10 protein-coding genes are annotated in these 16,357 nt (G+C 42.4%); 3 read left to right on the forward strand and 7 right to left on the reverse strand.

The genetic code is table 11. The features are described 5' to 3' along the window. Positions 1-407 precede the first annotated feature (407 nt). Together rne and H8A87_RS05485 are read left to right on the forward strand one after the other, a co-directional pair. Positions 408-3,635, forward strand: coding sequence for a ribonuclease E (gene rne / locus H8A87_RS05480; protein WP_198688989.1), 3,228 nt, complete (start codon positions 408-410; stop codon positions 3,633-3,635). Between the two features lie 178 nt (positions 3,636-3,813). Then, a complete protein-coding gene (locus H8A87_RS05485; RefSeq protein ID WP_198688990.1) occupies positions 3,814-4,440 on the forward strand; it encodes an SDR family oxidoreductase in 627 nt (208 codons plus the stop codon). A 74-nt stretch (positions 4,441-4,514) separates the two neighbouring features. Here H8A87_RS05485 and tmaR read toward each other — a convergent pair whose 3' ends face one another. Continuing rightward, positions 4,515-4,835, reverse strand: a complete 321-nt coding sequence (tmaR, locus tag H8A87_RS05490) for a PTS system regulator TmaR (protein WP_187654960.1) — start codon at positions 4,833-4,835, stop codon at positions 4,515-4,517. 693 nt (positions 4,836-5,528) lie between these two features. Between tmaR and sbcB the strand changes: the two genes are divergently transcribed. Further along, positions 5,529-6,995: an exodeoxyribonuclease I gene (gene sbcB / locus H8A87_RS05495; protein WP_198688991.1), complete on the forward strand. Its 1,467-nt coding sequence runs from the start codon at positions 5,529-5,531 to the stop codon at positions 6,993-6,995. 88 nt (positions 6,996-7,083) lie between these two features. Here the strand turns inward: sbcB and dld are convergent, their stop codons facing one another. From dld to H8A87_RS05525, 6 genes are all read right to left on the reverse strand, one after another. Beyond that, positions 7,084-8,829, reverse strand: coding sequence for a D-lactate dehydrogenase (gene dld, locus H8A87_RS05500; RefSeq protein WP_198688992.1), 1,746 nt, complete (start codon positions 8,827-8,829; stop codon positions 7,084-7,086). Positions 8,830-9,062: 233 nt separating this feature from the next. Beyond that, positions 9,063-10,439, reverse strand: coding sequence for an APC family permease (locus H8A87_RS05505; protein ID WP_198688993.1), 1,377 nt, complete (start codon positions 10,437-10,439; stop codon positions 9,063-9,065). Positions 10,440-11,103: 664 nt separating this feature from the next. Next, a complete protein-coding gene (locus H8A87_RS05510) occupies positions 11,104-13,086 on the reverse strand; it encodes a ligand-gated channel protein (RefSeq protein ID WP_198688994.1) in 1,983 nt (660 codons plus the stop codon). Between the two features lie 158 nt (positions 13,087-13,244). After that, positions 13,245-14,033, reverse strand: coding sequence for an ABC transporter ATP-binding protein (locus tag H8A87_RS05515; protein WP_198688995.1), 789 nt, complete (start codon positions 14,031-14,033; stop codon positions 13,245-13,247). Next, positions 14,030-15,115 carry a FecCD family ABC transporter permease gene (locus H8A87_RS05520; RefSeq protein WP_198688996.1) on the reverse strand — a complete coding sequence of 362 codons (1,086 nt, stop codon included), beginning with the start codon at positions 15,113-15,115 and terminating at the stop codon, positions 14,030-14,032. The genes H8A87_RS05515 and H8A87_RS05520 overlap by 4 nt, the downstream gene beginning before the upstream one ends. A 19-nt stretch (positions 15,116-15,134) precedes the next feature. Then, positions 15,135-16,235, reverse strand: a complete 1,101-nt coding sequence (locus H8A87_RS05525) for an ABC transporter substrate-binding protein (protein ID WP_269749520.1) — start codon at positions 16,233-16,235, stop codon at positions 15,135-15,137. Between the last annotated feature and the right edge of the window lie 122 nt (positions 16,236-16,357).

Consider the following 16,357-nt stretch of genomic DNA (forward strand, 5'->3'; position numbering starts at 1 on the left):
CCAAAGCGATAAAGTCACCTTGCTATCACCCCAATAGCAATGGAATAATGCTTTCTGGCCACAGTTTACTAAACTATGAATGGCAAGATTGAAATTGTTTGTTATCTGTTTGATCGAACAAAAACGCAGCAATGGCGTAAGACGTAATGTTTAATCAAACAATTTATGGGCTGCGAGTTGCAGCTTACTGGATTGGGTCAAATCTGTACCGGTTTATTACAGTGTCCCCAATAAAGAGTGCTGTGTTTAAATGAAATTCAGACGCGCCGACAAATAGGCGCCTCTATACAAACGATAGCCGTGAGGCTGGCGGCTTTGTAAAAGACACGAGGCCATCGGTAACCAGTAGCTCACCTCTTTTTTACTCGCAGCTCTATACTAATGTAAAAAATAATGAGTAAGTTAGAATGAAAAGAATGTTAATCAACGCAACCCAGCAGGAAGAGTTGCGTGTTGCCCTTGTTGACGGGCAACGTCTTTATGATTTGGATATTGAAAGCCCAGGACACGAGCAGAAAAAGGCAAATATATATAAAGGTAAAATTACTCGAATTGAACCTAGCCTAGAAGCTGCTTTTGTTGATTATGGTGCGGAACGACATGGCTTCCTGCCCATTAAAGAAATTGCTCGCGAATATTTCCCAAGTAATTATCATTCTCATGGCCGCCCTAACATTAAGGATATCCTTAAAGAAGGTCAGGAAGTCATCGTTCAAGTTGATAAAGAAGAACGAGGCAATAAAGGTGCAGCCTTAACAACTTTCATCAGTTTGGCTGGAAGCTATCTGGTTCTAATGCCAAATAACCCAAGAGCAGGCGGTATTTCTCGTCGTATCGAAGGTGATGATCGCATTGAATTAAAAGAAGCACTTTCTTCTCTTGAAGTCCCGGAAGGTATGGGGCTTATCGTCCGTACTGCAGGTGTAGGCAAATCCGCAGAAGCCTTGCAGGGAGATTTAAACTTCCGCCTGAAACATTGGGAAGCAATCAAGAAAGCCGCAGACAGTCATCCCGCTCCGTTTCTGATCCATCAGGAAAGCAATGTTATTGTGCGCGCCTTCCGTGATTACCTGCGCCCAGACATTGGGGAAATCTTGATTGATAACCCGAAAATCCTTGATTTGGCACGCCAGCATATTACTGCGCTGGGACGCCCTGATTTTGCCAGTAAAATCAAACTGTACGGCGGTGAAGTTCCACTGTTCAGCCACTATCAAATAGAATCACAGATTGAATCGGCCTTCCAGCGTGAAGTTCGACTGCCTTCCGGCGGTTCAGTCGTCATTGATACTACTGAAGCCTTGACTGCGATCGATATCAACTCATCCCGCTCAACTCGTGGAGGTGATATTGAAGAAACAGCCTTTAATACCAATTTAGAAGCCGCTGATGAAATTGCACGTCAATTGCGTCTGCGTGACCTCGGTGGTCTTATTGTTATTGACTTCATTGATATGACGCCAGTACGTCACCAACGTGAAGTCGAAAATCGACTGCGTGATGCTGTGCGCCAAGATCGTGCTCGTATTCAAATTGGTCGCATTTCCCGCTTTGGCTTACTGGAGATGTCACGTCAGCGTTTAAGTCCATCACTGGGTGAATCCAGCCACCACGTCTGCCCTCGCTGTAGTGGTACAGGGACTATTCGTGATAACGAATCACTTTCCTTGTCAATTCTGCGCTTAATCGAAGAAGAAGCACTAAAGGAAAACACCCATCAGGTTCATGCGATTGTCCCTGTACAAATTGCTTCCTACCTACTGAATGAAAAACGTAAGGCAGTCAGCGCGATTGAACACCGCCAAGGTGATGTTGGAGTTGTTATCGTTCCAAACGATCAAATGCAGACCCCGCATTTCTCTGTTTCACGTGTGCGTAAAGGCGAAGAAATTGCTGCTTTAAGCTATATGCTTCCACAATTACATGAAGCGGAAATGATCAATGTTCAGGATGACAGCCAGCCTGAACGCAAACGTCCAGAACAGCCTGCTATTTCAACTTTTGATTTACCAGCAGAAACACCTGCACCTGTAACAGCAAAAACAAAAGAGAAAAAGGCAGCGCCCGATAATCAGAATCAAGCTGAAAAACCAGGGTTGTTCAGTCGTTTCCTCTGTGCTCTGAAAAAAATGTTCAGTGGCGAAGAAGAAAAACAAACCCAAGAAGAGAGTAAAAAATCTTCTGGTAATGATAATCGCCGTTCATCAGAACGTCGCAACCCACGCCGTCAGAATCAGCGTCGTGAACGCAACGAGAATGATACTCGCAATAACCGTGAGCGTGATGAACAACGAAAAGGCCGCAATGCCCAACAGAAAAATAATGTCCAAGAAAACATTGCCGTAGACAATGAGGCTCATGAAGCACAGCAGCAACAACGCCGTGAACAAAGAGCTGAACGTCAGCGCCGCCGCCAAGAAGAAAAGCGCCAGCAACAACTGGAAGTTAAAGCTCAGGAGACAACAAATAGACCTGATATTGTCGAAGAAGAAGCTGAAGAGCATCAGCCTGTCATACCTCGTCGCCAACGTCGCCAGCTTGAACAAAAAGTACGCATCACTGATGAAGTGAAAAAAGAAGCTATTGTTACTGCTTTACCAGCAGTAATGTCTGAAACTGTATTAGCTAAAGCAGAAGAAGAGAAAAAAGCTTCTGTACCTGCCGTTATCGATACAAATGTTGAAGTAGCTAACCAACCTGCAATACCACAAAGTACTGTTGTACAAAATGCGGCTTCACAAAACAGTGAGCAGCAAGATAACACCATGCCACGTCGTTCCCGCCGTTCACCACGTCACTTACGTGTCAGCGGTCAGCGCAGGCGCCGTTATCGTGATGAACGTAATCTGACTCAATCACCTGTACCATTGACAATGGCTGTGGTATCGCCAGAACTGGCATCAGGTAAAGTATGGATTCGTTATCCTGTAACACCAATGACAACTGCTGAACTTGGAGTTTCGACTGCTGTTGATGTCGTTGACGAAACAGTTGAAGAAAAGACAACATCTGTACAACAGGAGAATGTGATTCTGATGCCAGCACCGACAGAATCTCCTTCAATTTCAACAAATTATTGCATTGAAGTTGCAGAGCAGCAGGATATTACTATTCATGACAATGCTAAATCTGCTACCGATAACGCTTCCATTGTGGCATCTGTAGAGCCGGAATTTGAAATACCTAAAGTTCCGGAGCCAGAAACCTTAGAGCCAGTCATCAATCATGATGAAAAATATCAGCCAGAAGTTTTAGGTGGCACAGTGCTGCATGATGCAGTACCACATGATTCTGAAGAAACACGTCACACGGCAGAACCTATCATTGTGACGTCTATCCTTGAACAGGAACATCATGAAGAACAACCAGCTGTCGCAACGGAAATATGCTCTAAGGCAGAGGAAGTTAAAACGGAAGAGACAAAAGTCGCTGAGTCTTCGTTTATCGTGGAAACAAATCATCACGCTTATTCCCCAATGAAAAAGGCTCCAGCACCAGATATGATGACAAAATCGGTTATTATCACTGAATGGCAGCGCCCAGCTTATCCATTCGAAGGAAAAGGCGGTGCAGGCGGGCACTCTGCAACAAATATTGCAACCTCTGCCATGTCTAAACCACAGTCATTTGAATAATTGGATGTTGTGATTTCCTGGTAAAACCCAAAATGGCTCCTCTTGTTAGGAGCCATTTTTTATCCCGCATACTACAAAAAACTAACCAACTTCATTTCTTTCAACCCTCTATTCCAATAAAATCGGATGGTTATCATTATCATTTAAGATGATTAATTTTATGGAGAATGTCCTATCTATGAAACCTTGGCTAATTTTTGGTGCTGGGAAAGGCGTTGGACGCCATTTGGTTACCATTGCACTAAAACAAAACCGCCCTGTCACAGCATTAATCCGCAATGTACAACAAGCTGTGGAACTGAGTGCAATCGGCGTTAATGTAATACACGGTGATGCCTGTGACAAAAAGAGCATAGAAAAAGCGCTCATACAGGCGGGAGAGAATCCGGTTGTTTTTTCAACTATTGGAGGAGGTGATGCAGATCATTATGGCAACATTGCCATCATAGATGCATTGGATCAAGCTCAAATTTCACGCATGTTACTGGTGACATCCATCGGATGTGGGGAAAGTTGGAAGACATTGTCTCCAAGGGCAAAGTCAATATTTGGGCAATCGGTCAGACACAAATCACTGGCAGAAAGTTACCTGCAAACCAGCTCTCTGGATTTTACAATCATTCGCCCAGGTGGCCTTACCGATCAACCAGGTACTGGCCATTGTCTGCGTTATCAAAACGAAATTCATGGCATGGTGAGCCGAGAAGATGTGGCAGAACAATTGGCACAAATGGCCGAAGATGAACAGACTTACTATCAAATTTATGCCTTAGTCGACCCAGAGCTAAAGCCTCACTGGAACTGATTTTAATAAGGACAAAAGGACAACCACGCCCAACGGCGTGGTTAACCACCAGTTCAAGTTTGAACTACTACAACTTACTTAATGCCACCATCCATCGCTTTAAGTTTTTTAGATAATTCACGGCGTTCTTTAGATAGCTCAGCATTTTTGATGATATATTCATCAACGCGTTCTTCATAATCGCTGCGCATATGAGCAATAATTCCTTGAATATCTTCAACCGACATTCCCGGCTTAATGTAATCACTCAGGTTATCGAGCAGTAATACACGCTTTTGGTTATCCCGAATCTTTTTCTCGTTATCTACAATTTCGCGCTGTAATTTGTTTTTACGACGAAATATACGCACAAACTCCAGTACATTGTGGAATGTTGGTTTATTTGTGTTGTCCATTTTTTACACCTTTTTAATCAGACCAATAATTTCTTATGCTGACTACACAATACAATTTCAAGCAACGTATAGACAAGTCAGTTTCGACAATTTATTGACGTGACCTACTTTCGAGATATATTCCTTAATCAATAACTTCATTTATTCCCGTATCTGGTGACCAGTAACCGCCACCACCATGGTAGGTTTCCGCTCCTAAAATGAGCTGCTCACCACAATGCCAACAAGAAAAATGGTGGCCATTTAGTGCTGAAGCTTTAAGCGACTAGACGTATCTTGCACACTTGGCGCTTAATCCTTTCTCTGCCGGCTTCAATGGACTTTGCAGACATCCCAGCTCACTCACGTAAATGGCCTATTCTTGTGGTATCGGAAATACTTCTGTGATTTCTTCATTATTACCATCCTGCCGTATCAGAGAGTTCAATACGTTCAAAATATGGGACATATAAAACCAAGATTCTCACCTCTCCACATAGCTGCCATCCATATCCGATTATTCAGATTAGCCAGAATATGGTTTACCATGTATAACACATAATTTAGTGTCACTGAGAATCATCGCTTTTGGTACGCACTTTGAATATGAATTCAATACATATCATTGGAATGAATTCAACCAAGTAGTAAAGATATCTAGCGATGAAGCCAGATAAATGTGATGCCAATACAAATATAATTCATTGATTAGTAATGCTTAAAATTGGCGATAACGGAGAATACACAACGTTGAACACCAGTAAAGAAAAACAAAGTTTCTACTTCCATGATTATGAAACTTTTGGTAAACATCCGTCCCTAGATCGCCCAGCTCAATTTGCGGGAGTTCGCACTGACAGTGATTTCAATATTATTGAAGAGCCTTTGGTAGTTTATTGTGCTCCCGCTGACGATTATCTTCCCGACCCTGAAGCCGTCATGATCACAGGAATTACACCGCAGTTGGCATTGAAAAAAGGGGTCAATGAGGCTGAGTTTGCTCGTCAAATCCATGAAGTATTCAGCAAATCCAATACGTGCATTCTTGGATATAATAACATTCGTTTTGATGACGAAGTCAGCCGTAACATCTTTTATCGTAATTTTTACGATCCTTACGCCTACAGTTGGCAAAAAGGTAGCTCCCGCTGGGATCTGCTCGATGTATTACGTGCCTGCTATGCCCTGCGTCCAGAAGGCATTATCTGGCCAGAAAATGATGATGGATTACCTAGTTTCAAACTGGAGCATCTGACAAAAGCCAACGGTGTTGAACATACCCATGCCCATGATGCGATGTCTGATGTTTATGCCACTATCGCAATGGCAAAATTGGTGAAGAAAGCCCAACCTCGCTTGTTTGATTACTTTTTCCAATTAAGGAATAAGCAGAAAATAAGCAATCAAATTGATATCCCACAAATGAAACCTCTGGTTCATGTATCAGGTATGTTTGGGACTCTACGCAGCAATATCAGTCTTATTGCCCCTCTGGCATGGCATCCGACAAACCGTAATGCTGTTATCATGTGCGATTTGTCAGGTGATATCTCTCCACTGCTGGAACTCAATGCGGATGAATTACGCGAACGCCTGTATACCCGACGTAATGAATTACAACCAGACCAAAGCCCGGTGCCAATTAAATTAGTGCATATCAATAAGTGCCCAATCATCGCACCAGAAAATACATTGCGGCCAGAAGATGCAGAACGAGTGGGGTTAGATCGCAACCAATGTGAACAGAATCTGGCTATTTTGCGCAATCATCCGCAAATCAGAGAAAAGGTCGTTGAGTTATTTTCTCATTCAGAAGAATTCCCGGAATCTGATAACGTCGATGCCAAGTTATATAGCGGCTTTTTCAGTGATGCCGATAAAACCGCAATGGAAATTATCCGAGAAACGGTTCCTCAAAACTTGTCCGCCTTGGATTTAACGTACCAAGATGCACGCATCAAGGCACTGTTATTCCGCTATCGCGCCAGAAACTATCCAGCAACTCTGAATTATGACGAGCAACAACGCTGGTTGCGCCATCGTCAGGATATCTTAACTCAGGAAAGCATCAGTCAATATCTTGCAACTATTGAGAGATTTTTTATTGAATATCAGTCAGATGAAGAAAAGTGCCGCCAGTTAAAAGCATTGGTTGATTATGCAATCCAACTGGCTGGGTAAAACTTCCATATAATTTCCGGTTTTTGAAAAGAAAAAGACAAATGCTATACCTTGTCTTTTTCTATTTTTATTTCGCCATGAAGGCAAGCTAGTCACGCAGATGATCAACATGCTGACAACCGCACGCTCCTCCCCAATTTTTCAGTTTGGAGGTTTTACCAACTCCCGGATTTAAAGTATTGGTAGGATCTGTCATTTGATAAAACTGCTTAAGCTGTGGTTTAGCCTGATATAAATGGCCAACATTATGTTCAGCAGGGTATTCAGCCCTCCGTTGGTTCAAAATTTCCAGCATTTTTGCTTTCAGCGCATAAACATCTGTACCCTTTTTGACGATATAGTCCTGATGGAATACATGGCACATAAAATGCCCATAATATAGGCGGTGCACTAATGCTTGGTTGATTTCTGGAGGCAGAGATTCAAACCATTCACGATCATTGCGTCGCAAGGCAATATCCAATGCCAGAATATCTTCTACTTCATTACTATGAACGGCCTGGTAACGAATGGCGGCTCCTGCGGCGGCAAAGCGGTGTAAAAATGCCTTAGTCCCCTCCTCTGGCGTACATGCAAAATATTCACCGTCAGCCTGTTGGAAGTAACTTTCCAACCACTCATTCGCTTCTTTTATACCTTCACCAGACATCTTCAACATTAAATGATGTTCAAAGCGATTTCGGTACTCTTTCAGACGAGCAGGTAAATGGGAAGGTAATAAACGACTCAAGCCCTGTATGACGCGGTCTGTCAAATGCGATGGCAAAAATGGCACTTTAGCAAACATGGCATCCATTCGCCCTTTCAGATTGAAAAACGTCGGCATTTTATCTGTACCTAATTTATCAATCATGACAAAAGTATCTTTTCCGTACACTTCAGCAATATCAAAAATATCCCGATGCATGTATTCTCCAGCCACTGGCAAATGCCGGAAATTCGATAGAATATGACGGCGTAATTCCGTCAATACTTCGGGTTGATTGGTGCCAATGTAGAAAACTTGTGCAGACGATTCTGCTGGAAAAGTATCCAAGCGGACGGCAAAAACAACTAATTTCCCAGCACAACCAGAGGCTTCAAACAGCCTACGCTCATCAGCATTAAACCGTGATGGAGTATCAGCATCAACATCACGGACGCGCTGTGAATATTCATGATCAGAAGCCACTTTGTCACTGTGCTGAATATCTTCGGTACGATAGTGCTGCTCTTCCAAACAAGTCAGCATATCTTCAGGCGTATCACCCAACGATATTCCTAAATGGTTGATAAGTTCAGCTTCTCCTTTTTCATTTACACGACCATATAGTGCCATTTCGGTATAAGCAGGCCCACGCTGAACCAGAGAGCCTCCTGAATTATTGCAGATCCCTCCAATAATAGATGCACCAATACAGGATGAACCAATAACTGAATGAGGTTCACGTCCCAACGGCTTCAATACTTTTTCCAAATGCCACAATGTACTGCCGGGAAATGCAATAACCTGATTAACTGATTGCAGAATTTGGATTTTATCCATTCGTAGGGTGCTGATAATGACGATGTCACGATCATAGTCATTACCATTCGGTGTAGAACCTTCCGTTAACCCAGTATTGGCTGCCTGCATCAAAATAATTTTGTCAGCATCAATACAAGCTTTAAAAACTTTCCACTGTTCCAATAATGAACTTGGAAATACAACGGCAAGGGCATTTCCTTGTCCAGAACGAAAACCTTTACGATAACGTTCTGTTTTTTGAGGTTCGGTGAGAATATGGGAAGATCCAACGATGTTCGTGAGAATAGCAATGAGTTGCTGATTCTGAGGGCTTTTAGCATCATTCATAGTCGTTTTCTTACCTTGCTAGAGCCAAACAAGCGTGCTCTTAATGAAATCAGGTATGGTGAAATTACTGTTCATTATATGATGCTTTCTAATGATTATTGTATGATTTTTACACTTTTTTATTCCCTTTAAGCAAAAACAGCACCCGAAGGTGCTGTTCCGAAAGAAGTATCAGTGTATTCTTAATTTTCAAGCGGCTGCTTTATTAGCCGTAATTTGAAATCTATCTTTTATTATGACTCACTGAACTGTGGCATGGGTTGACGGAAACTACGAGTCAAGAAGAACATGTAAAGAAGACCAATTCCTCCCCAGACCAAACCTAACTCCATAGATTCTGCTTCCAAATTAATCCACAAGACACACACTGTCGCTGCACCAAGAAGTGGCAGAATCAAAAAATGCAAAGTGTCTTTCAGTGTACTGTTGCGACGTTCACGAATATAGAATTGCGAGATTACCGACAAGTTAACGAAAGTAAACGCAACCAACGCGCCGAAATTAATCAGTGCAGTTGCTGTCACCAGATCCAGCCAACCCGCTGATAAGGCAACAATACCAACCAATAAGACATTGATTGCTGGAGTACACCATTTCGGATGAACATAAGCAAATACTTTCTCAGGCAATACACTATCACGCCCCATTACATAAAGCAGACGGGATACACCCGCGTGTGCAGCCATACCGGAAGCCATTACAGTAACACAGGAGAACACCAAAATAATCGCTTGGAATAGTGCGCCTGCAACGTACAACATAATTTCTGGTTGAGACTCATCGGGGTTTTTAAACCGAGAAATATCGGGGAAATAGAGTTGTAAGAAATAAGACATGGCAATGAAGATCACGCCACCAATTAATGCGGTCAGGAAAATTGCTTTTGGAATAACCTTTTCTGCATTAGGTGTTTCTTCAGACAAAGAACTGATGCCATCAAACCCGAGGAAAGAGAAACAAAGTATCGTCGCTCCGGTTATCATTGGAATCAATTTTGCTTCTTCCGACGTAAATGGTCGCATACTGAACAGAGTTCCAGCACCTTCACCATGATGTACGCCGTACATTAATAAACCGACAAATGCCACCATAACAGCAATTTGGACAACCACAATCAGGCCATTGAGATTCGCCACAACATTAATGCCACTCAGGTTGAAAACGGTCATCAGTACTGCCAAGCCAACCACAAAGATCCACGGGTCAACGCCTGGAAAAATGGCTTGAAGATAAATTTTTGCCAGCAGGATATTGATCATCGGCATGAGCAAATAATCCAGCAAAGATGACCAGCCTACCATAAACCCAAGATGGGGATTCATTGATTTTTGTACGTATGTATAGGCAGAACCTGCTGATGGAAAACGTTTTACTAATTTCCCGTAACTTAAAGCTGTAAATAAAACTGCGATCAGTGCAATAGCATAAGATGTCGCAACATGCCCGTCTGTCAATTTGGAAACAATGCCAAAAGTGTCAAAGATAGTCATTGGCTGCATATAAGCAAGGCCCATCATGACCACCTGAAACAGGGTCAAAGTTCTTCTCAATTGAACGCGGTTGCTGGCACTGGTTTGATTAGTGTCGAAGGTGATTGAATTATGCGACATGAGCGAAATCCCCCATAACTTCGATCTGGGTACTGATACAACTACTTAATCGATAGTTACTGGGTAGACTTCGCATCTGTCTATAGACAGAAAAGAAAGAGGAGTTAGAGGATGGTGAATTGACAGAGGAGCATGCCCCATAGTCATCATTGCAGCAACGAGCGCCAATTGGCACAAGTGCAAAAGAGAATAATTGCTCCATATTTGCGTTCCTCAGTACAGCAACCCTGTCTCAGTTATGGTTGCTTATGGTCAGTATCGATCCGGAACAAAGTCCGGCCTCTTTGTGTTGTAAAAAATAACTCAATGCAAAAAAATAACTGGTGCATATTTACGCACCAGTTATTTTTAGTGCACGCATTTTGCACTTCAAGTCCAGAAATAGCAAGCACCATGACACTAAAAATTTATTATTTTTTACGACACTACAAAGCCTTATAGAATAGGCTCTTACTGAGCTAGTGCTGAAATTTAATGCCATCATATCCGTTGATTGGCCTCTTATAAATTTTTAGCACAGAGGGAAACTATTTGCCATTTAATTATGATGGTTTTGACATCAAAAAAATCATCCCTTCACCAATTTTATGATGAAGGGATGATTTTATATTACCTCTAAATGTTAGCTATAATGACTAATATTAATAAGAAAGCGAAATATTAATTAAAAATCATAATTAATGCCGATATTGTAACGGCGGCCGTCGAGGACTGCATCATGGGTTTTCTCGGTGACTCGCTTGTCAAAGACGTTGTAGACACCACCTAACAGACGCAAATCTTTCGTCAAGTTATAGGTCATTCCCAAATCTACGAAAGTGTAAGATGGAGTACCATTTTTCACACCAGAACGATATACATAATTGGTTGATTTACTTCTAAAATTAATGCGAGTCCACACTTCCATTTCTGGTAGTGTCTGCCAGTTTAAGGTGGCGTTGGCCATATGTTTTGGCATTTTATTCAACGCCTGACCTTTATACTTACCGCTTTTCTGCTCTGATTCGGTATAAGTATAATTTGCAGCTAAGGACACGCTTTCTACGATCCCCCAGTTCATTGTAGCTTCTATACCACGTACATTGGCTTTATCCAAGTTTTCACGCTTGTTAATAAAGTCGTAAGTGGCATCACCGACTGGTTTACATGGATTGTCAGTATCTTTATTACAAAATACAACTTCCGTGATCTTGTCTTTAAAATCTGTATTAAAGACCGTTACACCACTGGTAAAGTTGTCTTGGTTATTCCAAATAACGCTAATTTCTTCACTGACACTTTTCTCTGGTTTTAGGTCTGGGTTTCCTATAATCATACCCTTAGTAAACCTACCACCAGTCGTCTGCCCCCAATTAGGAGAAACTTGTCTCAACTCCGGTGAACGATAACCAGTAGAAACACCACCTTTGACTGTCCACTGTTCATCAATATGCCATACACCATATAAGCGAGGCGTCCAATGCGCACCAAAGTTTTCATCTTTATCTAATCGAATGCCGCTCGTCAAGGCAAAATCATTGGTCATTTGCCACTCATCTTCTGCAAATAATGCCCAACTCCAACGAGTTAATTTGTCAACACCTTTTGCTGAATCCAATTTATTACTAGTATCTCGTAAATCTTCATAACGATACTGTCCTCCTACACTTAATGTATTATCATCCAACATAAAGGTAGTTTGGTTATTGAAAATTGTATCGTTATTTTTCATTTCACGTTCAGGATTACGTGATTCATCTCGCTGAATATAAGAAGTCACTGTGCCAAAGTCATAAATACCATTATGGGTAATCGAATAGTTATTACGCTTATAGCGGCTTGTATCATCTTGGCAAGATTTTGGCTGACAATCACGAGTCTTACCAATCGTTGAATCACGATCTTGCTCATAGCGCCCAACTTCAAAATCAAAGCTATTTTGTTCATTTGGTGTCAGAGAGAAAGTCGCTGCACCATTACGCATTTCTTGTTTTCTAAATCCACCAAGAAACTTATCTTCGTTACGATGAGAGAACAAACCATTCACTTTCAGTCCCAGCAATCCATCAATCAATGGCCCCGCGGCATAAGCGCTAGTCTGATAGCTATTACCAGAATTTTTACGCTCGTTCAACGTAGTATCTGCACGCAAGCTGACATGCCATTCTTTCTGTACCTTACGGGTAATGATATTAATAACGCCGCCCATAGCATCAGAGCCATAGAGAGAAGACATTGGCCCACGTACAACTTCAACACGTTCAATTGCTGCCAATGGCGGCATCCATCCCTGCTCAATCCCTGAACCATCGCTGTTTGGGCGAGTACTGCGGGTATCAACACGCTTACCATCAATCAGGATCATGGTATATTTTGAGGCCATACCACGAATACTGATATCACTGCTGCTACCACCATCCGTAACAACCACGCCCGGCACATCTTTCAATGCATCCGTTACATCACGGTAAGCTTTAGTTTCTAACTGCTCACGGCTAACGACTGAAATAGAAGCAGGCGCATCTTCAATCTTTTGCTGGAAACCCGCAGCAGTGGTGACAACAATTTTATCTTCGCCATTATTGGCAGCATTCGCAGCCAAAACAGTGCTGGATGAAATAGCGGCAATAATGCCTAATACGATCTTTTTCTTTGCAAAAACAACCATTCCCGATTCTCCAAAAGGTAGAATAGAATTATTTAAATTAATTAATACGGATAACCGACATACGCCCGCAGCACAGGGATAATGATTTATCCCTGTCAGTGTTATATTTATTAAATTACACTTTAATTTTATTAAGGCATTTTATGTCTTTTATTATTCTAACTCGCTAATTCTGCCACCAAACCATCAATTAATACTTGTGGTACGCCCTGAGAACAACGTTCAATTCGGCCTTTAATTCCATAAACCTCGGCCAAACTATCTGACGTGATAACCTGTTCTGGTATACCTTCGGAGATTAATTCACCTTTCTTTAGCATTAATACATGGTCACCATGACGCAATGCGATATTAATATCATGAACAACGACAATCGTTATAATATTACGACGACGCGTTTCACGTGCAACTAAATCCATAACGTGGTACTGATAATTTAAATCCAGAGCACTTAATGGTTCATCTAATAATAATAGAGTCGGACGCCGAATTAATGATTGAGCTAACCCAACCAACTGTTTCTGACCACCTGATAGTTGATCTAGATAACTGAGGGCTAAATGATCAATACCAAGTTGGCGCAACAGCTCCATGACTTCTTGCTCACATTGGCGACTACTCACACTGCCCGATGCTCGTTGAGCAACAATCACAGATTCCAGCACATGAAGATGAACACCCGCCGGTAATGATTGTGGCAGATAAACCACGTTCTGAGCACGCTGGGCAAAATTCATTTGCATCAAATCTTGCCCATCCAGCAAGATTTCACCACTGGCTTTATTCAAACCCGCCAGCGCACGCATAAGTGTGGATTTTCCGCAACCATTAGGCCCCAACAATACGGTGATTTGACCACGCGGCAATGACTTAACATCCAGATTTTCAATTACAGGATGCTTCGGATACCCTGTCGTTAAACAATTTATTTTTAGTCCCTGACTCATACATTCCCCCTATGGCGTAAAACTATGCTAAGGAAGAAAGGCACTCCAACCAAGGATGTTACAATCCCCACTGGTATGATGACGCCCGGAATCAGATTCTTGGAAGTGATGGAAGCCATTGACAAAACCAATGCGCCAATCAGCGCACTCGCAGGCAGAAAGAAACGGTGATCTTCACCAAACATCATTCTGGCGATATGAGGAGCTACTAATCCAATAAAAGCAATGGGGCCAACAAACGCGACCGCTAATGCAGTTAGGATACTGATACGCAACAACGTCCCCAAACGAAGACGGCTGATATTGATTCCAAAACTAGTTGCACGATCTTCTCCCAGACGCAACGCTGTCAATTTCCAAGAGTTCGACATTGAAATAGGCATCATAACGGAAAAAACTAACATCATGATGCCCAATTTTTCCCACGTCGCTCTGGAAAGACTACCCATCGTCCAGAAAACCAGCCCTTGTAAGGTGTCTTCTGTGGCAATAAATTGCATCATTGAAACCAGTGCTTCAAAGGTAAACACCATCGCAATGCCGAACAATACAACGCCTGAGGTTGCCACTCTTGTCCAGCGAGTGATGCCATCAAGCATCAAGGCAGCCAGTAATGCAAAGAGAAAAGCGTTTGCGGAGATGAACCACTGATCCGGTATTCCAGGAATACCGATTCCAAGCACAATCGCCAATGCCGCACCAAAAGAAGCGGCATTGGAGACACCCAAAGTAAATGGGCTGGCTAGCGGGTTATTCAGGATTGTCTGCATTTCAGCGCCGGCCAGCCCAAGTGACAAGCCGACCACTACCGCCATCAGGGCGTAGGGTAATCGAATATCCCAAACAATCACCCGTGTTGATGCGTTAACACTTTCTGGTGCAACCAGTGTTTGCCAAAGGGTTTGTAGCGATAACCCTGATGGCCCCATTGTAAAATCCAATACAACAGAGGTGCCAATAACAAAAACGATGAACAATATCCATGCAATACGTCGACGCAGGATATGACGATAGTGTGCTTTTATATCGCACTCACTCAATTGCTGTTTCACCATTGGCATAGGCTCGGTAGTGACACTCATTTTTATTACCCGTTACTGCTTATTTTTCACTAACCCAATACGTACCTGCTGGTTCAACAGCCAAGAATTTATTGTGAAGCTCTTTCAATGTTTGTTGCGGATCTAAATCAGCAAATTTTTCAGGGTAAAACCATTTTGCAAAAACTTGCGTAACAACAACATTATAAGGAGAGTTGTAGTAATGATGCCAAATAGCATGGCTACGACCTTCCTTCACGGCAGTTAAGGTATTGATGCCTTTACGCTCAGTGATAGCTTTCAGGCTAGCACGAGCAATATCAGCAGAAGTTTGGGCTCCCATGTGGACCCCTTCACTTTTCTCACCCGGATTTTGTGCACCACTTCCTATATAAATATAAGGATCTTCGGCAATCACTTTTTCCAGATTCATTGTTCCCAATGGAGATGGCAATACATCTCTGGCGATGTTTTTACCGCCAGCCAAGTCAATGAAATTCCCCATATTACCGTTACCCGCCGTACCACAGCAATCTTCGCTGGAACCCGCTATTAGCTCAATAAATACGGAAGGTTTCTGAGCATGTGGTATACGGTCAGTAATATCAGTCACTATTTTCTGATTTTTTTCATAAAAATCAGCATAAGCATTAGCCTGCTCTTCACGGTGCAGGACTTTGCCCAGCATACGGATGCTAGGTAATGTGTTTTTTAGAGGGTCGTTGCGGAAATCGACAAAAACAACAGGAACACCAGCTTTTTCCAACTGCTTCACCAGCTCACTATTCTTTCCTGGACCGTGTCCAGACAGACCAAAAATAGCGACATCAGGATTAAGTGTCAGTACTTTTTCGGCACTGACACTATCAGCACTAGTATTGCCAATTAGAGGAATATTATCGATTTCAGGGAATTTAGCTTTATAGATAGCGTAAGTTTGTGGATCCAGTTTACGGAAATCACCTTGCCAGCCAGCAATACGAGCCAGAGGTTTGCCCCCTTCTAAGATTGCGATAGAATGGAATAGACGACCTTCACCCAACAAGATACGATTGACTTTCTCAGGCACCTCAACAGTACGCCCAGCAACATCAGTGACTGTTTCAGCCCAAGATGCAAAACTTGCCATCATAGCGGAGCCTGCCATTAGACTGATACTCATACTCTTCACGACTGCTCGAAATACAAACTTCACTTTGGTTAGCCTCTTCATTCATGCAACAATTGTGACGCTAACAATAAAGCAAATAAGAATACTTATCAATGCGATTGGATTAGTATATC

Origin of the sequence: Xenorhabdus lircayensis, from assembly GCF_016306625.1 — a bacterium.
Lineage (GTDB): Bacteria > Pseudomonadota > Gammaproteobacteria > Enterobacterales > Enterobacteriaceae > Xenorhabdus > Xenorhabdus lircayensis.